Annotated in this window: 15 protein-coding genes; 5 read left to right on the top strand and 10 right to left on the bottom strand. The window is 58.2% G+C overall.

Going from position 1 to position 21742, the window contains the following annotated elements; all coding sequences use genetic code 11:
• Positions 1-7 precede the first annotated feature (7 nt).
• The 7 genes from ACSPX5_RS09020 to ACSPX5_RS09050 form a co-directional block, all read right to left on the bottom strand.
• A complete protein-coding gene (locus ACSPX5_RS09020; protein WP_207864344.1) occupies positions 8-934 on the bottom strand; it encodes a carbohydrate ABC transporter permease in 927 nt (308 codons plus the stop codon).
• A gap of 145 nt (positions 935-1079) precedes the next feature.
• Complete coding sequence (locus tag ACSPX5_RS09025) at positions 1080-2390, bottom strand: ABC transporter substrate-binding protein (protein WP_439821495.1); 1311 nt, start codon at positions 2388-2390, stop codon at positions 1080-1082.
• A gap of 226 nt (positions 2391-2616) precedes the next feature.
• Entirely contained in the window at positions 2617-3522 is a 906-nt protein-coding gene (locus ACSPX5_RS09030; RefSeq protein WP_169430344.1) for an AraC family transcriptional regulator, read from the bottom strand.
• Positions 3523-3597: 75 nt separating this feature from the next.
• Positions 3598-4443, bottom strand: a complete 846-nt coding sequence (locus ACSPX5_RS09035) for a phospholipase (protein WP_169430345.1) — start codon at positions 4441-4443, stop codon at positions 3598-3600.
• Positions 4444-4594: 151 nt separating this feature from the next.
• Positions 4595-5884 carry a glycosyltransferase family 4 protein gene (locus ACSPX5_RS09040; protein ID WP_169430346.1) on the bottom strand — a complete coding sequence of 430 codons (1290 nt, stop codon included), beginning with the start codon at positions 5882-5884 and terminating at the stop codon, positions 4595-4597.
• Positions 5885-5967: 83 nt separating this feature from the next.
• On the bottom strand, positions 5968-9834 hold the full coding sequence (locus ACSPX5_RS09045; RefSeq protein ID WP_439821496.1) for a hypothetical protein: 3867 nt from the start codon (positions 9832-9834) through the stop codon (positions 5968-5970).
• A 208-nt stretch (positions 9835-10042) separates the two neighbouring features.
• Positions 10043-10408, bottom strand: a complete 366-nt coding sequence (locus ACSPX5_RS09050) for a response regulator (RefSeq protein ID WP_207864338.1) — start codon at positions 10406-10408, stop codon at positions 10043-10045.
• A gap of 266 nt (positions 10409-10674) precedes the next feature.
• Here ACSPX5_RS09050 and ACSPX5_RS09055 point away from each other — a divergent pair, with 266 nt between their 5' ends.
• Genes ACSPX5_RS09055 through ACSPX5_RS09075 form a run of 5 tightly spaced genes read left to right on the top strand, consistent with a single transcriptional unit; the run spans position 10675 to position 17219 of the window.
• Positions 10675-14166, top strand: a complete 3492-nt coding sequence (locus ACSPX5_RS09055) for a response regulator (RefSeq protein WP_207864336.1) — start codon at positions 10675-10677, stop codon at positions 14164-14166.
• A complete protein-coding gene (locus ACSPX5_RS09060; RefSeq protein ID WP_039768267.1) occupies positions 14166-14999 on the top strand; it encodes a CheR family methyltransferase in 834 nt (277 codons plus the stop codon). The genes ACSPX5_RS09055 and ACSPX5_RS09060 overlap by 1 nt, the downstream gene beginning before the upstream one ends.
• Positions 14996-15589: a chemotaxis protein CheB gene (locus ACSPX5_RS09065; RefSeq protein WP_169430350.1), complete on the top strand. Its 594-nt coding sequence runs from the start codon at positions 14996-14998 to the stop codon at positions 15587-15589. Before ACSPX5_RS09060 ends, ACSPX5_RS09065 begins: the two co-directional genes overlap by 4 nt.
• Positions 15583-16797, top strand: coding sequence for a hybrid sensor histidine kinase/response regulator (locus ACSPX5_RS09070; protein ID WP_169430351.1), 1215 nt, complete (start codon positions 15583-15585; stop codon positions 16795-16797). Before ACSPX5_RS09065 ends, ACSPX5_RS09070 begins: the two co-directional genes overlap by 7 nt.
• A 44-nt stretch (positions 16798-16841) precedes the next feature.
• On the top strand, positions 16842-17219 hold the full coding sequence (locus ACSPX5_RS09075) for a response regulator (protein WP_007954537.1): 378 nt from the start codon (positions 16842-16844) through the stop codon (positions 17217-17219).
• Between the two features lie 13 nt (positions 17220-17232).
• On the opposite strand, the gene ACSPX5_RS09080 is transcribed toward ACSPX5_RS09075, so the two are convergent.
• The 3 genes from ACSPX5_RS09080 to ACSPX5_RS09090 all read right to left on the bottom strand — a co-directional run bounded on the left by ACSPX5_RS09080 (position 17233) and on the right by ACSPX5_RS09090 (position 21586).
• Positions 17233-18903, bottom strand: coding sequence for an ATP-binding protein (locus ACSPX5_RS09080; RefSeq protein WP_169430352.1), 1671 nt, complete (start codon positions 18901-18903; stop codon positions 17233-17235).
• Positions 18900-20402: an ATPase domain-containing protein gene (locus tag ACSPX5_RS09085; protein ID WP_323160378.1), complete on the bottom strand. Its 1503-nt coding sequence runs from the start codon at positions 20400-20402 to the stop codon at positions 18900-18902. The genes ACSPX5_RS09080 and ACSPX5_RS09085 overlap by 4 nt, the downstream gene beginning before the upstream one ends.
• 128 nt (positions 20403-20530) lie before the next feature.
• On the bottom strand, positions 20531-21586 hold the full coding sequence (locus tag ACSPX5_RS09090) for a tetratricopeptide repeat protein (RefSeq protein ID WP_439821497.1): 1056 nt from the start codon (positions 21584-21586) through the stop codon (positions 20531-20533).
• Positions 21587-21742 lie beyond the last annotated feature (156 nt).

Here is a 21742-nt window from a genome sequence, read left to right on the forward strand (position 1 = left end):
GCAGGCCTCAGGCTTTGTCAGTCAGGTTTTTGCCGATCATCCGCACCAGAATGATCGCGGCGATGTTGGCGATGACCACGGCGATCAGGCCGCCGGCCGAGGCCATGCCGACGTCGAACTGCACCAGCGCCTGGTTGTAGATCAGGTAGGCGAGGTTGGTCGAGGCGTAGCCGGGGCCGCCGTTGGTGGTGGTGAAGATTTCGGCGAACACCGACAGCAGGAAGATGGTTTCAATCATCACGACTACGGCAATCGGCCGCGCCAGATGCGGCAGGGTCAGGTGCCAGAAGATCGCGATCGGGCCGGCACCGTCGAGGCGGGCGGCTTCTTTCTGTTCCTGGTCGAGGGACTGCATGGCGGTCATCAGGATCAGGATCGCGAAGGGCAGCCATTGCCACGAGACAATGATGATGATCGACAGCAGCGGGTAGTGGGCCAGCCAGTCCACCGGCTGCGCGCCGAACAGTTTCCAGATGTAGGCCAGGATCCCGGACACCGGATGGAAGATCAGGTTTTTCCAGATCAGCGCACCGACCGTGGGCATGATGAAGAACGGCGAAATCAGCATCACCCGCACGATGCCGCGGCCGAAGAATTCGCTGGCCTCCAGCAATGCGCTGATCAACACACCGAACACCACGCTGATCAGCAGCACGCTGCCCACCAGCAGCAAGGTGTTGGTGGCTCCGGGCAGGAACCCGGAATCGGTGAGAAAGTAGGTGAAGTTATCCAGCCCGACAAATTCGTTGATGCCCGGGTCGAGCAGGTTGTAGCGGATCATCGAGAAATAGACGGTCATGCCCAGCGGCACGATCATCCACAGCAGCAACAGGGCCACCGAAGGGCTGACCAGAAACCAGCCGGGATTGGCCACGCGGTTTTTGCGCCGGGGCTGCGACAGGTCGATGTGGGCTTTGGCAGTTGAAGTATTCATGGTGATCACAACCGTTTTAAAAGGCAGACTCGATCCACTGTGGGAGCGAGCCTGCTCGCGATGAGGGTGGTCCATCCGCCACATTTATTGAGACCGGATTACCGCTATCGCGAGCAGGCTCGCTCCCACATGGAAATGCGCAGGATTACTTCGGATAACCCGCGCGCTTCATCTCGCGTTCGGTGGTTTGTTGCGCGGCGGTCAGCGCCTGATCGACGGTGGTCTGGCCGATCAATGCGGCGGAGAACAGCTTGCCAACCTGGGTACCGACACCCTGGAATTCAGGAATGGTCACCAGTTGAATGCCGATGTAAGGCACCGGTTTGAGGGTCGGTTTGCTCGGGTCAGCGGCTTTCAGCGATTCCAGCGTGACCTTGGCAAACGGTGCGGCGCTCATATAGGCGTCGCTGTAGGTCGAGGCGCGAGTGCCCGGCGGTACGTTGGCGATGCCGTCGGTCTTGGCAACCAGTTCGCCGTATTCCTTGGACGTGGCCCAGGCGCTGAATGCTTTGGCAGCATCTTTGGCCTTGGAGCTGGTCGGAATCGCCAGCGCCCACGAATACAGCCACGCCGAGCCTTTGTCGGTGACCTGATGCGGCGCAAAGGTGAAGCCGACATGATCGGCGACCTTGCTCTGGGTCTTGTCGGTGACGAACGAGCCGGCGACGCTGGCATCGACCCAGATCGCGCACTTGCCGCTGTTGAACAGCGCCAGGTTTTCGTTGAAGCCGTTGCTGGAGGCTCCCGGCGGGCCGGATTTCTTCATGGTGTCGACGTAGAAATTCAGCGCGTTCTTCCATTCCGGGCCATTGAATTCCGGTTTCCACTGCTCATCGAACCAGCGCGCGCCGTAGGCGTTGGCCACGGTGGTGATCAGCGCCATGTTCTCGCCCCAACCGGCCTTGCCGCGCAGGCAGATGCCGTATTGTTCCTTGTCCTTGAGGGTGAGTTTTTCGGCGAAGCCTGCGATCTGCTCCCAGGTCGGACGCTCCGGCATGGTCAGGCCAGCGTCCTTGAACAGGTCGGTGCGGTAATAGGTGATGGAGCTTTCGGCGTAGAACGGCAGCGCGTACAGCGAACCCTTGACCGACAGCCCTTCACGCACCGACGGGAACACATCGTCGAGGGCATAACTGGCCGGCAGATCCTTCATTGGCTCCAGCCAGCCCTTGGCGCCCCAGAGTGCGGCTTCGTACATGCCGATGGTCAGCACGTCGAACTGGCCACCCTGGGTGGCGATGTCGGTGGTCAGCCGCTGACGCAGGACGTTTTCTTCCAGCACCACCCAGTTCAGCTTGATGTCCGGATGCTCGGTCTCGAAGGTCTTCGAGAGCTTTTGCATGCGGATCATGTCGCTGTTGTTGACGGTGGCGATGGTCAGGGTCTGGGCGCCAAGGCTGACGCTGCTGAGGGTCATGCAGGTGAGGGCAAGCAGAGCTTTTGCAGTGGGTTGCATCGTGCACTCCTTTTCTGCACCCGGCGGGAGCAGAAGGACAGTTATTGTTTTTGTGTTCTTCCGGCGGGGGAAGAATGTGCACTGATTACAGCCTTCTAACGCAGGGCTGACAAATCATCCCTAGCACTTGAATCGATACTTTTTTGCACTCTGGATTGGCGCGATAAGCGCAGGTAAGGGCGTTTCAGAAGGGCGACAGCCATGAATCCGTACAGGTTTTCGGCGATCAGCCGTGGTTTTGCTCGGTCAGGCGTTGCACCACCAGCCGCCGATAATGCGAAGGCGTCATGCCTTTGAGCTGCTGAAAGCGCCGGTTGAAATTGGAAATATTGTTGAAGCCCGACTCGAAACACACTTCGGTCACCGGTTTGTCACCATCCGCCAGTAGCTCGCAGGATTTGCTGATGCGCAGGCGATTGACGAACTCGATGAAATTGCGCCCGGTGGCCTGCTTGAACACGCGGCTGAAATAGGTGGGTTTCATGCCCAGATGCTCGGCGACTTCCTCCAGCGGCAGTTCGCGAGCGTAGTGGGCGAAGATGTAATCGACTGCGCGGTTGGTGCGGTCGATGTTGTGCTCATCGGCCAGTTGCGGGGTGGTTGCGCCGGACAGCAGTTGGTAGTCGTCGCAGGCAGCGAGCAATTCCATCAGGATGAAAAAGTGCCCGAGACGGGTGATGCCGTTGGAATCGGCGATGCGTTGCATCAGGGTCATGGCCTGGCTAATCGTCTGCGGTGAGCGGAACTCGATGCCGTATTGCGCACGCTCAAGCAGTGGTGCCAGGGTCTTGAGTTCAGCGAACACCTGATGACCGCTTTCGAACAACTCATCGGTGAAGTTGACCAGCATGTCGCGTTTCTCGACGACTTCGTCTTCGGCCACCTGGCTGATCCAGTTGTGCGGCAGATTGGGGCCGGTCAGGAACAGCGTCTGCGGGTAGAAATTGCCGATGTAGTCGCCGATGAACACTTTGCCGGAACTGGCGACGATCAGGTGCAGCTCGTATTCCTTGTGAAAATGCCAGCGCACCAGCGGGCAGGGGAAACCGTGCTGGCGATAGATGATGGACAACCCGTTGTGGTCATCCATCAGTTCGTAGGAGGGGTCAGTCACGCGGGCGGTTCGGGTCATGGCAAGGCGCTTTTCTTGTTATCGCCCGGCGATCATGCCTCTTTGCGCGTGGGTTACGCCAGTTTTCAGTGCGGCTCAAAGCGCGCGCTGTCGGGCCTTCATCAAGCTGGCAATTCGGCAGAACTCCACCAGGTCCGACTCTTCCATGAAGTCGACGTTGATGATGTTGCACTTCAGTGCCCAGTCGCTTTTATCCAGATCGAACCACTCGTTCAATTCGTCATGAATGTCGACCGGGCCACCAAACGCGGTGTAACTGGTGGCGGACAGCGACCAGAGACGTCTGTTGTCTGTCGAGTTTTGCAGGACGCTGCCAATGTACTGCCTCAAATCATCGGGACTGGTAATGTTGTTTCCCGACCATCGGTGATTGATGAAAGTGTGGAATATTTTGTAGTCCAGTTGCCAATGTGACGTGGCAGCCGCGAACACACGTTGTTGCGCACTGACTTGCTTGAGTTCACGCAGGCTCAAATAGAAATTGTTGCGTGGGACAAGACGATGGCCCAGGTAATGGATCATGATCTTATTGAAGTCGTCGTAATCGAAGTCGGCGCCGTCCAGACTGTGAAAGTCCAGAATAATGAACTCATCCGGGTTGTTGTCCAGGAACTTATTGACGTCGGCGATCAGGTTCGCCAGGGTTCGAGAGTTTTGGAAGCCGTTATGGTGGGCGACGAATTTTTCCGGACCTTTGCCGCCGCCGTTATGGGTCAGACGAATATCCAGCGCCCTGGAACCGTGATTGAGCTGGGCAAGAAAGGAGTCATGCTGGCAGACGAGCCAGTGGCGCGGAGGGCCGAAGAACGGATACGAGGCGCGCCAGTCACTGCCGGCATTGTGGGTGCCGGGCAATGTCAGTTCGAATATCGACAGTGTATCAATGGCGGGTGTCGAGCCCATCCAGTTATTAGTGCTCATCAGTGCATCCTGCATAAGTTTTTATAAAGTTCGGCCCGATAAAACAGTCAAGGCCGTACGTGCAGGATATTTATAATGCCTAACTTGTTAGTTGGCCATGCAGGGAGTAATGCAAGTTGTTGGGTATTGTTTGTATAGTTGTCCAGCCAAGTTATCTGTTCTGGTTCTTGGCTTCAATCCACTGAGCCATATATTGGGTGCTCTTGTGTGAATGGTGGCGCAACATGCTGCCGGTGAAGTTGTTCCTTCTGAGTTGCGACAGATTTTCGCGGCAATACTTTATTTTCTCGATAAGTGCGGGCCCGTGAACCGTTTGCAGGTATCGGTCGACCAGCAGGGCTTGGCCCTGCGCCTGTGCGGTTTGCCAGAGGTCCCGGTCGTTATACAGCCGGACCGCCGCTTCGGCGAATGTTTGGGCCGTGCCGGTGACAGCGCCCGGCCAGGGATGATCCGCCTGCATCCCTTCGGCTCCGACCGGCGTGGTGACACTCGGGGTTGCGCAGAGCATTGCATCGACCAGCTTGCCCTTGATGCCTGCGCCGAAACGCAGCGGTGCCAGGCAAACCCGGGCATCGGACATGACCTGCAATGCATCCTCTGCCCAATTCATGATGTGGAAACCCTCGGCCGCATTGTGCAGGGCTGTCGCCTTCGGCGGCGTATACGCACCGTAGATATGCAATTGCGCTTTCGGAAGTTGCTTGCGAATCAGCGGCCAGACTGTCGATTTCAGCCACAGGACGGCATCCCAGTTCGGAGCGTGGCGGAAATTGCCGATGCTGAGGAAGTGCGCGCGATCCTCAAAGGGTTTCGCTGGCGTGCTCGGCGGCTCGACCATCAAGGGGCACCAATGCATCAGCTGGGGCGGCAATTTGAACTGCTGCACCAGCAACTCAATTTCCACTTGTGAAATCATCAGGTTCAGATCACAACGATACAGCGCGGCGATCTCGCGCCTGGCCAGATCCGTCTCGGCCATCAGTTCAAATTCTTCGGCGAGCGCGGGGGCGAACAATTGTTGGAAATCGTTGGTGTCATCGCTGAGTTTCAACCGATCTTTCAATCGCTGGTGTCGGGCATGTCGCAGGCTTTGCAGGTCTGAGGTCTCCAGAACACGCAAGGCGTCGGGACAGTGTTTTTCCACGCGCCAGCCGAACTGTTCTTCGATCATGAACTGGTCAAATAGCACGATATCCGGTGCCAATTCGCTGATGAAAACGTCGAAACTGCTGTTGTTCAGCTCAATCGGGACTTCGCGGATGCCCAGCGCGCTGAGGTCGGCGCGATGTTCACCGGTGCCGGCCGGGCTGGCAAAGGTGATTTGCCAGCCTTGCTGCAGGAACGTTTCGAGAATCTGCATCACATGCCCGCTCGCAGCGGAGGAACGGGGTTCCGGCCAGACGTAACCAATGACAAGGACTTTGGTTGCGGGCTGACTCATGAGAAACGATTCCTGGGACGAAGAGACGAAAAAAATGCGCGCGAATTAAAACACAATGCGCGCGCTCGCCGATCCGCTTTTTCTCAGTTCGAGGCCTTGGCCAGGTTGACCCGCAATGAACCCTTGATGAAACCGAGATCGGAAGTGTTTTTCACACCCTTGTTGATCTTCGCGAGATTGATCAGGAAGGCTTCTCGGTGAGTGCTTGCCTGATCGAGCATGGAAACTGCCAATGAATAGGAGTCGGCATTAAAGAGTGCGGGGTGTTTTCGAACCACTTCGGGCAACGTACTGGAAATGGAATCGAATGCTTCGAGCCCTTGTGCGTATGCGCTCTTATGCTGCAGGTTGGAAAGATTCCTGGGGTGCAGCGCCTTCGTATCGGTGGCACTTCCTAGCTGGAGCAAACCGGCCACGTCAAACTCGGCGGGGCCGGTGGCCCTCTCTTTCACTATTCCGTAGTAAAGATCCAGGGTGTCGGGCGCGCCGTGCGCCAGTTCGTGAATCACGATATCGGCCACGCGGCTGTCGTCATATTTCGACATGCGGTAATAGTCATCCAGTCCTTCGGGGAAGATATCCAGAAACGTCGGGACTGGCTTCTGTCGATGCGTACCCGCCTGTACACGGGCCTGCCAGCGTTTGTACGCTGCCGGTCGCAGTGCTGCATAGGCATCTGAACCCTTTCTGAAGGACATGTTGGCGACGGTGACCGAATCCAGATCCTGACGCATCGATTTGAGATTCATCGCCACATGTTGCAGGACATCATCGGTATCGCTACCGAATATATGTTTAATGATCGAGCGCGTGTCGTCGTTTGGTGTCTGCGCCAACAGACTCAATGCGTTATCGATTTTGCGCTTCGCAAAAGGCATTGCCCTCTTCACGATTGCCCGAGAATAGTCAAAAGGTTTGGCAAGGCCGAAGAACCGGCGAAGCGGCGCCAGAGGCGACACCTTAAGGTTTCTCAGCTTCGGCCCCCAAGCGCCACCGACTCTCAGGTTCAGCGCATACCAGTCGTTGTTGCGCTGCAGTGCCAGCAGGTTGATCGTATCCTCCAGGTTATCCGCCGCTTTCCAGGTGCCTTGAAACAAGTCGTTTTTTTGCGCGGCCCTGACCAGGTCGTAGGACTGCGCGCTCCCCGTCAGTTTACGCAGTTGGCCCGTGGCGGTTTCCACCACGTTGAGCCCGTGTTTGCTCAAAAGCAGAACGCCTCGCTTGGCCAGGCGCCCGCCTTGTAAAGCCAGCGTCGGTAAGCCATCCAGGGGATTCAGGAACGATACCGAGAGGTGGGCAGCCGCTTTGGCGATGCTCAGAGCCTTGGCGGTTGTCGAGGTTGTCTTGCCCGCGATGCCGACAATCGTGGCGCCAAAGCCGACCACCAGCCCCAGCAACGCCAGGCCGTCAAGAATGCAACCGCCGATGCCTTCGGATACCCGGGGCGCATCGCCTGAGCGGATGTCTTCAATACATTTTTTGAACGGCACGATCACATTGATCACAGCTTCATTGATCTGAGCGTTTTTAGCGCGAATCCTTTGCAGTTCGGTCTGTTGATACAGCGATGAGTACAGTTCGTCGCGCGTCGCGACCGGGTGATTGCCCAGAACGCCTTCGGCCAGGGCGTCCAAGGCACGGGAAAAAAACAGTGGGACTGGCTGGACTTCATCTGAGGCAAGGACGAAGTTCCAGAGTTTTTCCACGACCACTTCGGACCAGACTCCCTGTTTCGGCGCGTCGCCCTTCAGGTAGGCATTAAAGTCGATCGGCCATCGTTGTGCAGGGTTCTTGGGCTGGAAGTCCGTGTCCTGGCCGTCATACGCCAGCGAAGGCTCTTCGAACAGTGTACCCCTGGACCGCAACAGGGCGGCCAGCTCCGGGCGTTCACGACACAACCCTCTGAGGGTAAACAGCTCATAACAGCGAAACGCCTTTTCGTGCTGGCATCCGATAATCAGGCCGTAGCGCCCCTTGGCCGCTTCACGATGTCGCTGAGTTTCTTCAAACGGGTTGAGCGGATTTACCGATTCCCTGACGGTATATAACGTAATAAAACCATTGGCGATCATTGTCCTGTCACGTTCGGGCAAGTTGGACACTGCCATTTTGAGAATGGAGGCCTGACTTTTCTTTAGCGTCAGATGGTATTGCTCGAATGATTTTTCAAATAAGGCGTCGATCGGTTTCAGTTCACCGAGTCGGGCAAAGGCATTCCGTGGCGGGTTGAAGTATCTGGCGCTTTCAAACTTGTCGGTCAGTTTGCCGTTGACCACCAGATCACCCGACATGTAAAGGTCTAGAATCGAGACACGCAGCCTCCCTACAGCAGAAGTGTCTTTCACACTCCATTCGGTGGGGGGAACAATAAGCGCCAGCCATTCCAGTGCACTGCGCTCGTCAAGCGCAACATCGAAGTTGGCCTTGAATGCCGGTTGCTCCAAGTAACTGCCATCTGGCAAGACGCGTTTGAGCTCTTGAAGCGCGAGTTGCCGTCGATCAGGCGGAACTATCGCAATACCGGTTTCGACTTCGTTCAACGCTTGCGCATATTGGCTGAAACGGTTGGCGGCGGTTGTAAAGGCGTTTACGTCATCATCTTCGGTAGTACCGGGCAATATGCCGTTGAGCATTGCCCATTGGATGATGGGCGTAATGGTCGCCAACTCATGCAGCGTGCGTTGGGCAGCACTGACAGGAGTCAGTTCGGAAAACGCCTTGATCCGGTCATAGGTCATCAGGCGCGATGCGCCTGGCGCCGTGAGTTCGACCAGCGCAACGGCCTGGGACACGATCACCCAGCCGGGTTTACCGATCGTCAGTTCGGCGGGAGCCTGCTGCACAAGCAACTGTGGCGCAGCGCAGGCCAGCAGAAGGTGTGCGGCCAATGGTGCGTAGAGCGGATCCAGTTGCAGTTCGCGAGTGAGTTGCCATTCCAACGCTTCAACCACCTGCGGTGCAGTTTTCGAGACATTGTCCGGGTGATACAGCTGAAAACCGGCAATGACTTTTGCGTGTCGCTCGACCTCAAGTCCGAGATCCAGAATCAGCGCTGTTGCAACCATGCATTTGATCTGTCGCAAAGCCGCTTCATGGTTGCCTTGGTCCAGATGCCAGCCGAGCCGGTCATGCAGAAGGATTCCCAACGCCCAGGCATTCGGTGTCTGCAGCAACTGGTCCAGATGAATGCCGGCACGTTCGCGACTCGATGCCACCTCAAGTGCCTTGAAATCCGGGGTAGCGATATGTTGCAGGAGGCTGACTCGACCCTTTGTCGTGTCCTTGGCGATCTGTTTGATCGTTTGACGCTCGGTCGCTGAAAGATGGAAGGGCGACTCAACCGGCGCCAACAGCAATTCGTGATAATCCCCCGTTACCGGACTGGTCGGCAGTTGGAATTCGAGCCAGGCAATCAGACTGCGTGTTTCGGCGACGGTTGTCGGGAGGGTGTATTGATGGAAGTTAAGCCATTGCTCAAGGCCGAAGACCTCGGTGGAAAATACGTAACCACCGGTGCGTACTGCACACTCTCCGACCATGAGGATTTCATCTTGCAGATCTGCACTGATGACATTGTCACCCGTCAAGTCGATCCAGGTGCCACCCGCCGAGGCGCTGAGTCGAGCCTGTTCATTGATGCAGACAATCGTGTCGCCGGGCAGTGCATGTTTTTCGGCGAGAAAAAGAAAGTCCTCGGTCTCCAGCATCTTCGCAAGAGCGACGCGGGCAAATTCCTGGGCGTTATCAAAAGCGCTATTCGATGTTCGGGGCACCGTAATGAAGTGCAGATCAATGATTTCGGCACTTGCGCGGTCCCCGACCAGATCGGAAAGTGCCAATACGATATTGGACTTCTCTGCGAGATCAAGTTTTTGGCGTTCGACAATATAACCTAAATCCAATGCCGGATTGTCGGTGCTCAGCAGACTTCCGTCCTGTGAAAGTTGCATTAACAATTTATCCTTTAATTGTTTATTGGTAGTGACCTCGCTGTTTGTGCAAATGTTGGGGATGCAACAAATCTTCAACTACGGGGCGGCGTCAGAGTAAATGCGCGCTTTAGTTGGTGGATAGCTGCAGTTGGTTTCAAAGTTGGTCAGGGCAGGTTGCAAGTCTGCCCGAAGAGGGGGCCTGGAGTGCAAGTTCCCGGTTCGGCGTTCAGGATTGCCCAAGAACCGCTTTCACCTTGTCGCGCAATTGATCAATGGAAAACGGCTTGCCAATCACGTGCATGTCCGCCGGTACTTCAATAGTCTCGGCATAACCGCTGGCAAACAGAATCGGCAGTGCGGGGCGAATGTTGCGGGCTTCGGTGGCCAGTTGACGGCCATCCATATTCGGCAGGCCGACGTCGGTCATCATCAGGTCGATGTGCTGATTCACATCCTCGAGAATTGCCAGCGCCTGTTCGCTGCCATCCGCCTCCAGAACCTTGAATTCCAATTCCTCCAGCACGTCGACGATCAGCATGCGCACGATGGCGTCGTCTTCTACTACAAGGATGGTGGACACAGGGCTGGACATAATGGCGGCTCTCAAAAAATGGGGGTCAGGGGCGCCGGTCGATCAAAAATGCCGGGCTCTTGCATGAGTAAGTGGCGCATGGCCACAAGTTCCCGAATGAATACAAAAAAAGAGTAGGCGCAAACGGTTGGGCAAGGATAACCGCTGGCTTGGGATTCGGCGCAGGCAAATGTGGGAAAACGGTGCTATCTCTGTGAGAAAAATGGATCCATGCCGCCGTTTTGGGGCAAACTCCCTGTTTTTCAACAGTTCGACAAGGCTGCCACATGTCCTCTCCGTCTTCGGTTGATGAGCAACGGTTTCGCAAACTCCTGACCCGCAACGTCAGTTTGCCGTTGGGCGTCGGCGTCGTCAGTGCCGTGTTCTTTGTTTCACTGATTACTTATCTGTTGTCGGTGATCCAGTGGGTGGAGCACACCGACCGGGTGATCAATAACGCCAACGAAGCAGTAAAACTCACCGTGGACCTGGAAACGGGAATGCGCGGCTATCTGCTCAGCGGCGACGAGCATTTTCTCGATCCGTACGAAACGGCCAAGCCGCGCATCGCCGTGGCACTCAATACCTTGCTTGAACTGACTGCGGACAACCCGGCTCAAACCGACCGCCTGCGTCGTCTTCAGGCGCTGCAAACCGAGTGGGCGACGTATGCGCAATCGATGATCGATCTGCAACGCTCCAGCGGTGATTACAAGTCGGCAGTCAAAACGGGGAAGGGCAAGCGCCTGACCGACGAAATACGTAAACAGTTCGAAGATGTGATTGAAACCGAACAGTTGTTGCGGGCTTCACGTAACGAGGACGTGCGCCGCACCACGATCTGGAGCATCAGCCTTTACTTGCTGTTTGTGGCCGGCATCAGTGGCCTGCTGGCCTACGTCGGCCGGCGCGATCTGCTCAACCTGTCACAAAGCTACGGCGCGACCCTGGCGGCGCAAGAGGCCAGCGCCAAACGCCTGGAACAGCAAGCCTGGTTGCGCAACGGCCAGACCCAGCTTGCCGAGCAAGTGCTGGGGCAACTGACGGTCAATCTGCTGGGGCGCAACATTCTGCAGTTCTGTGCCCAGTACCTCGGCACCGCAGTGGCCGCGCTGTATGTGCGCGAAGAACATGGCGGCCTCAAACGCGTGGCAACTTACGGTTTTTCTCGCGAACAGGAACAACAGGATCAATTGATCTCCAGCAATGAAGGTCTTGTCGGGCAGGTCGCCCAGCAGGCTCGGCTGATTCGTCTCGACTCGGTACCGTCCGACTACTTCAAGGTCAGTTCCGGTCTGGGTGAAGGTCTGCCGCACAGTGTGCTGGTGGTGCCGACCAGTGATGACGAACGGGTCAACGGCGTGATCGAACTGGGTTTCCTGCGTCCGCTCACCGACCGTGATGTGGCGCTGCTGGAACTGATCGCCGGCAACATCGGCACGTCCATCGAAGCGGCGCGTTATCGCCAGCGTCTGCAGGAAGTGCTGGCCGAAACCCAGCAACTCAATGAAGAGTTGCAGGTGCAGCAGGAAGAGCTGAAAACCGCCAACGAAGAGCTCGAAGAACAGTCGCGGATTCTCAAGGAGTCCCAGGCGCATCTGGAAACCCAGCAAGTCGAGCTGGAACAGACCAACGAGCAACTGGCCGAACAGGCCCTGACCCTGGCCGAGCAGCGCGACGCCATGGATCAGAAGAACACCGAACTCAATCAGGCCCAGGTACAACTCGAAGAACGCGCCGAAGAATTGCAGCGCTCGAGCAAGTACAAGTCCGAGTTCCTGGCCAACATGTCTCACGAACTGCGCACGCCGCTGAACAGTTCGCTGATCCTGGCCAAGCTGCTGGCGGAAAACCCGCAGGACAACCTCACCGCTGAACAGGTCAAGTTCGCCGAGTCGATCTATTCTGCCGGCAACGACCTGCTCAACCTGATCAACGATATTCTCGACATTTCCAAGGTCGAGGCCGGCAAACTCGAAGTCTTGCCGGAGAACACCAGCGTGGCGCGCCTGGCCGACGGGTTGCGCAGCGTGTTCGAACCGCTGGCGGCGGACAAGAAACTGACGTTCACCGTCGAGTTGCAGCCCGATGCGCCGATCACCTTGTTCACCGACCGCCAGCGTCTGGAACAGGTGATCAAGAACCTGCTGTCCAACGCGGTGAAATTCACCGAGCAGGGCACCGTCAGCCTGACCATCGCCGGCCAGCCGGACGATCGCATCGCCTTCATCGTGCGCGACTCGGGGATCGGGATCGCGGCGGATCAGCAGGAAAGCATTTTCGAAGCCTTCCGCCAGGCCGACGGCACCACCAACCGCAAATACGGCGGCACTGGCCTGGGCCTGTCGATTTCCCGGGATCTGGCGACACTGCTGGGCGGTTCGATCAGCGTCAGCAGCGCACCGGGGCAGGGCAGTGCTTTCACCCTGGTGTTGCCGCAGCAATACCGCGAGCCGGGTGACATGCCGGTTGTGCCATTGACTTTAAGTCCGCCGGTCCCTGCTCCGGTCATCGCGCCGGTCGCAGCGGTTTCGCCTTTGGCGACCATCGACATCCCGCGCTTCAACGATGACCGCAACAAGGCGCCGTTCAATACCCGCTGCATTCTGGTGGTGGAAGATGAGCCGAATTTCGCCCACATCCTCTACGATCTGGCCCACGAACTGGGCTACCAGTGCCTGGTCGCCCACGGCGCCGATGAAGGCTATGACCTTGCGAGAGAGTTTGTGCCGGACGCGATCCTGCTGGACATGCGCCTGCCGGATCATTCGGGTCTGACCGTCCTGCAACGCCTGAAAGAACACGCCGAAACCCGACACATCCCGGTGCACGTCATTTCCGTGGAAGACCGCGTCGAAGCGGCGATGCACATGGGCGCCATTGGTTACGCGGTCAAACCGACCACCCGCGAAGAACTCAAGGACGTGTTCGCCCGTCTCGAGGCCAAACTGACCCAGAAGGTCAAACGCGTGCTGTTGGTCGAGGACGACGATCTGCAACGGGAAAGTATCGCGCGGCTGATCGGCGACGACGACATCGAAATCACTGCCGTCGGCCTGGCGCAAGACGCGCTGGAGCTGCTGCGCACGACGATCTTCGATTGCATGGTCATCGACCTGAAGCTGCCGGACATGCTCGGCAACGACCTGCTCAAACGCATGTCCACCGAGGACATCTGTTCGTTCCCGCCGGTGATCGTATACACCGGACGTAATCTGACCCGCGATGAAGAGGCGGAGCTGCGCAAGTATTCGCGCTCGATCATCATCAAGGGCGCACGCTCGCCGGAACGCCTGCTGGACGAGGTCACACTCTTTCTGCACAAAGTCGAATCGCAGTTGTCCCATGAACGGCAGAAGATGCTCAAGACCGCCCGCAGCCGCGACAAGGTCTTCGAGGGACGCAAAGTGCTGCTGGTGGACGACGATGTGCGCAACATCTTCGCCCTGACCAGCGCGCTGGAAACCAAAGGTGCAGTCGTGGTGATCGGCCGAAACGGTCGTGAAGCGATTGAAAAACTGAATGAAGTCGAGGACATCGACCTGGTGCTGATGGACGTGATGATGCCGGAAATGGATGGTTTTGAAGCCACCATGGAAATCCGCAAGGATCCGCGCTGGCGCAAGCTGCCGATCATCGCGGTGACGGCCAAGGCCATGAAGGACGATCAGGAGCGCTGCCTGCAGGCGGGCGCCAATGATTACCTGGCCAAGCCCATTGACCTGGATCGCCTGTTCTCGCTGATTCGCGTGTGGTTACCGAAGATGGAACGCATTTAGTGGAACGTAGTAATTCCGTTGAACGGAACAGTGAAATCGAACTGCGGTTGCTGATCGAGGCGATTTATCTCAAGTACAGCTACGACTTTCGCGATTACTCCGGCGCTTCGATCAAGCGCCGGGTGCAACATGCGCTGAGCCAGTTCGAATGCGCGACCATCTCGGCCTTGCAGGAGAAAGTCCTGCACGACCCGACGGCGTTCATGCAGTTGCTGCAATTGCTGACGATCCCGGTCAGCGAGATGTTCCGCGATCCGTCGCACTTCCTGGCGATCCGCCAGGAGGTGGTGCCGCTGCTCAAGACCTATCCGTCGATCAAGATCTGGATCGCCGGTTGCAGCACTGGCGAGGAGGTCTACTCGATGGCGATCCTGCTGCGCGAAGAGGGCCTGCTGGACCGCACGATCATCTACGCCACCGACATCAACCCGCGCTCGCTGGACAAAGCCAAGCAGGGGATCTTTTCGATGGAAAACGTGCGCGCCTACACCGCCAACTATCAGCAGGCCGGTGGTCAGCGCTCGTTCGCCGACTACTACACTGCTGCCTATGGCTACGCCATTTTCGACAAGAGCCTGTGCGAGAACGTGACCTTCGCCGATCACAGCCTGGCGACCGATAGTGTATTCTCCGAAACTCAGTTAATTTCATGTCGTAACGTGTTGATTTACTTCAATAAAAAGCTTCAGGATCGAGCGTTCGGGCTCTTCCATGAATCGTTGTGCCATCGTGGATTTCTGGTGCTGGGCAGCAAGGAAACCCTGGATTTTTCCGGGTATTCCAACCAGTTCGAACCGCTGGTGAAACAAGAACGGATCTACCGCAAATCATGAACAGTGCAGCGGACTTGCCTCGGATCGAGGCGATTGTGGTCGGGGCTTCCGCAGGTGGCGTCGAGGCCTTGCTGAGCATGCTTGGCTCGCTGCGCGCCGGGTTCGGGCTGCCGATCATCATCGTCCTGCATTTGCCGGAAGAGCGTCGCAGCCAGCTCGCCGAGGTCTTCGCCCGACGGCTGGCGCTGCCGGTCGCGGAAGCCATCGATAAACAGGACATCACCCCCGGCACCGTGTACTTCGCGACGCCGGGTTATCACCTGTCGGTGGAGCAGGATTTCAGTCTGTCGCTGAGCCTTGAAGACCGTTTGCATCATTCACGGCCTTCGATCGACTTCCTGTTCGAGTCCGCTGCCGACGCTTACGGGCCGTCGCTGGCCGCCGTGTTGCTGACCGGCGCCAACCACGATGGCGCGCGGGGGCTGGCGCAAGTCAAACGCCTGGGCGGGCTGACCATCGTGCAGGACCCCGACGAGGCGCAGGTCGCCACCATGCCTCGTGCGGCGCTGAAGACGCATCAACCGGACTACATCCTTCCCATACACGGCATCGGCCGTCTGCTTGTCGAGCTGGAACGAATCGCATGCTGAGTAATATCCAGGCAAAACTGCTGATCGTCGACGATCTGCCCGAGAACCTTCTGGCCCTCGAAGCGCTGATCAAACGCGAAGACCGCACCGTCTACAAGGCGCTGTCGGCGGACGAAGCGCTGTCGCTGCTGCTGCAACACGAATTCGCCATGGCCATTCTCGACGTGCAGATGCCCGGCATGAACGGCTTCGAGCTGGCCGAGCTGATGCGCGGCACCGAGAAGACCAAGAATATCCCGATCATTTTTGTCAGCGCCGCCGGCCGTGAACTCAACTACGCGTTCAAGGGTTATGAAAGCGGCGCGGTGGACTTCCTGCACAAGCCGCTGGATATCCACGCGGTGAAGAGCAAGGTCAACGTCTTCGTCGACCTGTACCGCCAGAGCAAGGCGATGAAACAACAGGTCGAAGCCCTGGAGCAGAGCCGTCGCGAGCAGGAAGCACTGTTACAGCAGCTGCAAAGCACTCAGGGCGAACTGGAGCAGGCGGTGCGCATGCGCGACGATTTCATGTCGATCGTCGCCCACGAAGTGCGCACACCGCTCAACGGCCTTATCCTCGAAACCCAACTGCGCAAGATGCACCTGGCCCGGGACAATGCCGCCGCGTTTACCCTCGACAAGATGCACGCCATGGTCGACCGCGACGAGCGTCAGATCAAAAGCCTGATCCGGCTGATCGAGGACATGCTCGACGTCTCGCGGATCCGCACCGGCAAGCTGTCGATCCGACCGAGCCGCTTCGATCTCGCGCAACTGGTGGGCAATCTGCTGCAAAACTTTGCCCAGCAGATCGAAGCCGCCGAGACTGAGGTCAGTTTCACCGCTACCGAGCCGGTGGAAGGGCAGTGGGACGAGTTCCGCATCGAGCAGGTCGTGTCGAACCTGCTGACCAATGCATTGCGTTACGGCGGTAAAAGCCCGATCCAGGTACGGGTCTATCGCGAAGGCTATGAGGCCCGGGTCGAAGTTCAGGACCAGGGCATCGGCATCAGTGAAGAGAACCAGAAACGCATTTTTCAACAGTTCGAACGGGTTTCCGCCAAGACGGTGGTGGCCGGACTCGGGCTGGGTCTGTTCATTTCCGAGCAGATCGTCGCCGCCCATGGCGGCTCCATCGTCGTCGAAAGCAAGATCAACGAGGGCGCCCTGTTTCGCGTTTGTCTGCCGCTCCAGGAAAACGGCAAAACAAACGCAACCTCTGAGTGACCACACGGTCGTATCAGCAGCTATTGACCGAACAAAGGCTTCCCATGAGCGTAGATGCACAAGATGTAGTACTCGTCGTCGAGGACGAACCGGTGATCCTGATGGTGCTGACGGACTATCTGTCGGGGCAGGGCTATCGCGTATTGCAGGCCGAAAACGGCGAGCAGGCGTTCGAGATTCTGGCGAGCAAGCCGCATCTGGACATGTTGATTACTGATTTTCGCCTGCCTGGCGGGATCTCCGGCGTGCAGATCGCCGAGCCCGCCGTCAAGTTGCGACCTGATCTGAAAGTGATCTTCATCAGCGGCTATCCGCAGGAAATCCGCGAGACCGGCAGCCCGATCACCCGCCGGGCACCGATCCTGGAAAAACCGTTCGACCTGGACGTGTTGCAGGAGAAGATTCAAGAGTTGCTGGCCTGAGGCGTCAACCGCCTCAGCTCTTGATCATCTCCCGCACCTTCGCCGTCAACAGATCGAAAGTGAACGGCTTGGTGATCATCTGCATGCCCGGATCAAGAAACCCGCCGCGTACCGCCGCGTGCTCGGCGTAACCGGTGATGAACAGGACTTTCAACTCTGGACGGTACTGTCGGCCGATTTCCGCCAGTTGCCGGCCATTCATGCCCGGCAGGCCGACATCACTGATCAGCAGATCAATGCGCTGCGCCGAATCCAGGATGGGCACCGCGCCGTCGGCGTCGCTGGCTTCGACAAATCCGTAACCCAGTTCACTCAATACCGCGCTGACCAGCACGCGCACGGCCGGGTCGTCTTCGACGATCAACACCGTTTCGCCTTCCACGGCATCCGGCGCCTGCTCCATGCCCACTGGAACGTGGGGCAGGGACTCACCCTGGAAGCGCGGCAGATAGAGTTTGACCGTAGTGCCTTTGTCGATTTCGCTATCGATCGAGACATGGCCACCGGATTGCTTGCTGAAGCCATAAATCATCGACAGGCCCAACCCGGTGCCCTGACCGATGGGTTTAGTGGTGAAAAACGGATCGAATGCGCGGCTGATCACGCTCTGCGGCATTCCGCAGCCGTTGTCGGTGACGCTCAACACGACATAGTCGCCGGGTGAAAGGTTGTTGTAGGTCGCGGTGAATTCGCGATCCAGCACCTGATTGCCTGTCTCGACCACCAGATGACCGCCGTCGGGCATGGCGTCGCGTGCGTTGATCACCAGATTGAGCAGGGCGCTTTCGAGTTGATTGGGGTCGGCTTCCGCCACCCACAATTGTTCGTGCAGGCGCATGTCCAGCTGGATGCTTTCGTTGAGGCTGCGCTGCAGCAGCTCGCCCATCGACTTCACCAGATCATTCATCTGCACGGCCTTGGAATCCAGCGACTGCCGCCGGGAAAACGCCAGCAGACGGTGGGTCAGGCCGGCTGCCCGGTTGGCGGAGGTAACGCCCAGATCGATCAGGCTGTCGAGATCTTCCAGGCGCCCGCGAGCCAGGCGTCGGCGCAACAACTCCAGGCTGCCGATGATGCCGGTCAGCATGTTATTGAAGTCGTGGGCGATACCGCCGGTAAGCTGGCCGACCGCTTCCATTTTCTGCGACTGGCGCAGGGCTTCTTCGTTATGTCGCAATTGCGCCGTGCGTTCTTCAACCTGTTGCTCAAGGGTTTCGAGGGTTGACTGCAGGCGCCGTTCGCTTTCGCTCAGATCAATCAGGCGGTCGCGGGCCTCGTACTGTCGTCGTCGCCCGCGCAGGGCGGCAGTAATCATGCTGACCAGCGTCGCCGGATGAAAAGGGCGCTCGAGAAAGGTCACGTTGCCCAGCAAATCACTGAGCTGCGAAGACGGGCCCTGTTCGGATCCACCATGATGGGTCAGCAATACGATCGGCAGGTCGGACCAGGCAGGCTGTTGCTCAAGATACCGCAACAGGGTTTCCAGCTCCGGACCGCGCAGGGCTTCAGCGGCGATCAACAGCAAACCCGCGCCGGGTTCCAGTTCGCTGCACAAGTTGGCCAGATCCGGGGTGATCAGGCCACCATACCCGGCCTCGTTGAGGATCATCAGCGCAATCTGGCTGTCACGACCCAGGGGCGCCAGAATCAGCGCCCGTTCCGACAGCGGCACGGTGACGGTCACAAGTTGTCTTCCTTGAGCAGCGGATTGCTCGCGCCGAAGTATGAGGGCACACCGCGCAGCACACCCTGGAAAGCTTCCAGTGGTTCGCCGATGGTCATGCCCTGGGTAGAAATGCGGTATTCACGAATGGTCGATTCATGACTGCCGGTGCGTTTCTTGATGATCGAAATGGCCCGACGGACTTTGCCGAGGGCTTCGAAGTAGCGCAACAGGATCACCGTGTCGGCCAGGTACGTGATGTCCACCGGCGCCTGCATGTCGCCGACCAGCCCATGCTGGGCCACGGTCATGAAGGTCGCGGCGCCCTTGCGATTCAGGTACAGCAACAGCTCGTGCATGTGCAGGACCAGCGCGTTCTCTTCCGGCATGGCGGCCTGATAACCGTTGATGCTGTCGATCACGACTGTCTTGATGTCACCGTCATCGACGCAGCGACGCACCCGGTGAGAGAACTCCCCGGGAGACAGTTCGGCGGCATCGACTTGTTCGATCAGCAGATTGCCGGTGGCTTGCAGGGCCTTGAGGTCGATGCCGATGTTTTTCATGCGCTCGAACAGCAGGCCCAGTTCTTCATCGAAAATGAACAGCGCGGCTTTTTCGCCACGAGTGACTGCCGCTGCGGCGAAAATCATCGAGATCAATGATTTGCCGGTACCTGCAGGGCCGAGGATCAGCGTGCTGGAACCGGTCTCGACTCCGCCCCCCAGCAGCGCGTCCATTTGGTTGATCCCGCTGCTCAGTTGCAGGCGCGGGTAATCGTTACGATGCTCCGCTGCGACCAGGCGCGGGAACACATGCACGCCATCGCCCATGATGGTGAAGTCGTGAAAGCCACCGCGATATTTCTGGCCTCGATACTTGACCACCCTGACACGCCGGCGTTCGGCGCCGTAGTTGGGGGTCAGTTCTTCGAGGCGGATCACGCCGTGGGCCACGCTGTGGACGGTCTTGTCGAGGGACTCGGTGGTCAGGTCGTCCAGCAGAAGTACCGTTGCGTCATAGCGCACGAAATAATGCTTGATCGCCAGGATCTGTCGACGATAACGCAAGGAGCTTTGTGCCAGCAGGCGAATCTCGGAGAGGCTGTCGAGCACCACCCGGGTCGGTTTGAAGCGCTCGACCACTTCAAAAATCTGTCGGGTGGCTTCGCCCAGTTCAAGATCCGAGGAATACAGCAGGCTCTGCTGATGTTCGGCATTGAGCAGGCTTTCCGGCGGAGTCAGTTCGAAAATGTGAATGTTCTCGTCCAGTTCCCAGCCGTGGGACAGCGCGCCCTGGCGCAACTCCCGCTCGGTTTCCGACAGCGTGATGTACAACGAGCGTTCCCCGGCGCGCGCGCCGGCGAGAAGAAAATGCAATGCGACCGTGGTTTTACCGGTACCGGGCTCGCCCTCCAGCAGAAAGACATGACTGCGAGACAAGCCACCGGCCAGGATATCGTCCAGCCCTTCGATGCCGGTGGCGGCTTTGGCACTGATCAACGCGTTCGATGTAGACAAAAAATGCCCTCTCATGACTAGGGGAAACGCGGCAGCTGGCGGTGTACGCCATCAAGGGCTGCCTGTTCACTTGACCCCGGGCCGGGATGGCGGTTCCGAATTTCTTGCCGGCAACCTTCTGGAGGCGTTCAAAGACCCTGCTGCAAGGCCGGGTCGTCCGGGTTCATCTGTTCGAGCTGGGCCAGCAGAATCTGCACGTTCTGCAACTGACCGCTTTCCTTCCAGTAATTGATCAGCAGCACCCGGGCCTTGCGATTGGCGGGGTGGCGCTGAACGATTTCCTGCAATTGTTTCTGCGCCGCTTCAAGTTCCTCGGCGGTGTGCAGTGTGGTGGCGAGGTCGTAGCGATAGTCCTTGTTATCGGGCTCCAGCTCCACCGCCTTGGACAGACCGAGCAGCGCAAACTCGCGTTGATCGTGATGCAGCAGCCACAGACCCAATGCATGTTGCAGATAGGCGGAGTCAGGCTGGGCCTTCAGCTGTCTGGCCAATAGCTGGCGGGCGGCATCGCTCTGGCCCTGGCGGTCGAGCACTTCAATCTGCATCACCAGCGCCGGCAGGTTGCCGGGGTCCAGGCGCAGGGTCTGATCGAGATCTTCCTGCGCCTGTTTGAGCTCGGCATTGTGCAGGTGCAGGCGCGCCAGCTGAACGAAGTTGTCGGCGCTTTCCGGCTGGCTTTGCAGGGCCAGTTCCCAACTGTCGATACCTTGCTGCAACGGCGCGAAATACAGGCCCAGTTGATCCGGCGACAAGCCGAGCAAGGCGTTGATCGCGGCAAATCGTACGGTTTGATCTTCATCGTCGAGCAACGGGCCCAGCAGAAGGCTGCGTTGCCCACCCGGTACCAGGCCGGTCACACTCCTGATCGCTGCCATGCGCACTTCGGGCGACGTGTTCTGCAGATCGGCATCTGCCAGCTTCAAGGCTTGAGGGCTTGGGTAGTTGGGCAGTTCGGCATGCAGCCAGACGCGGCGCCTGACCGACAGGTCGGGGCGTCCCAGTTGCTGATACAGCAGGCGTGCGGCGCCCGGTTGCCCGGCACGGGCGGCGGAAAGCGCTTCGCTGTAACCGTGCCTGATCGCCTCCGGCACCACCGGAGCGGTGTTGCGCAGGGACAGCCACGCAACCACGAGGATGACCACGAGGCCAAGGCTGATGAGCAAGTAGCGGCGGGACTGAGGCATGCAGGTATCCGAAACTTTCTATTGACGCAGAGGGGGCAAGCTTCGGTCAGCCGACGCCGTGAGTCAAACACTGAGCCTGATATGGCCCACCATGGATGTTGAATCGGCCTACAAGATCTGTCGGCTGCGGAAATCATCCAGCTCTCGAAGCATTGA

Source organism: Pseudomonas sp. HLG18 (assembly GCF_051903985.1).
Classification (GTDB): Bacteria; Pseudomonadota; Gammaproteobacteria; order Pseudomonadales; family Pseudomonadaceae; genus Aquipseudomonas; species Aquipseudomonas fluorescens_BT.

Excerpts from the sequence above, each read along its gene's own strand:
- ACSPX5_RS09020 (WP_207864344.1), bottom strand. The coding sequence starts at position 934 with ATGAATACTTCAACTGCCAAAGCCCACATCGACCTGTCGCAGCCCCGG.
- ACSPX5_RS09025 (WP_439821495.1), bottom strand. The coding sequence starts at position 2,390 with ATGCAACCCACTGCAAAAGCTCTGCTTGCCCTCACCTGCATGACCCTC.
- ACSPX5_RS09030 (WP_169430344.1), bottom strand. The coding sequence starts at position 3,522 with ATGACCCGAACCGCCCGCGTGACTGACCCCTCCTACGAACTGATGGAT.
- ACSPX5_RS09035 (WP_169430345.1), bottom strand. The coding sequence starts at position 4,443 with ATGAGCACTAATAACTGGATGGGCTCGACACCCGCCATTGATACACTG.
- ACSPX5_RS09040 (WP_169430346.1), bottom strand. The coding sequence starts at position 5,884 with ATGAGTCAGCCCGCAACCAAAGTCCTTGTCATTGGTTACGTCTGGCCG.
- ACSPX5_RS09045 (WP_439821496.1), bottom strand. The coding sequence starts at position 9,834 with ATGCAACTTTCACAGGACGGAAGTCTGCTGAGCACCGACAATCCGGCA.
- ACSPX5_RS09050 (WP_207864338.1), bottom strand. The coding sequence starts at position 10,408 with ATGTCCAGCCCTGTGTCCACCATCCTTGTAGTAGAAGACGACGCCATC.
- ACSPX5_RS09055 (WP_207864336.1), top strand. The coding sequence starts at position 10,675 with ATGTCCTCTCCGTCTTCGGTTGATGAGCAACGGTTTCGCAAACTCCTG.
- ACSPX5_RS09065 (WP_169430350.1), top strand. The coding sequence starts at position 14,996 with ATGAACAGTGCAGCGGACTTGCCTCGGATCGAGGCGATTGTGGTCGGG.
- ACSPX5_RS09070 (WP_169430351.1), top strand. The coding sequence starts at position 15,583 with ATGCTGAGTAATATCCAGGCAAAACTGCTGATCGTCGACGATCTGCCC.
- ACSPX5_RS09075 (WP_007954537.1), top strand. The coding sequence starts at position 16,842 with ATGAGCGTAGATGCACAAGATGTAGTACTCGTCGTCGAGGACGAACCG.
- ACSPX5_RS09090 (WP_439821497.1), bottom strand. The coding sequence starts at position 21,586 with ATGCCTCAGTCCCGCCGCTACTTGCTCATCAGCCTTGGCCTCGTGGTC.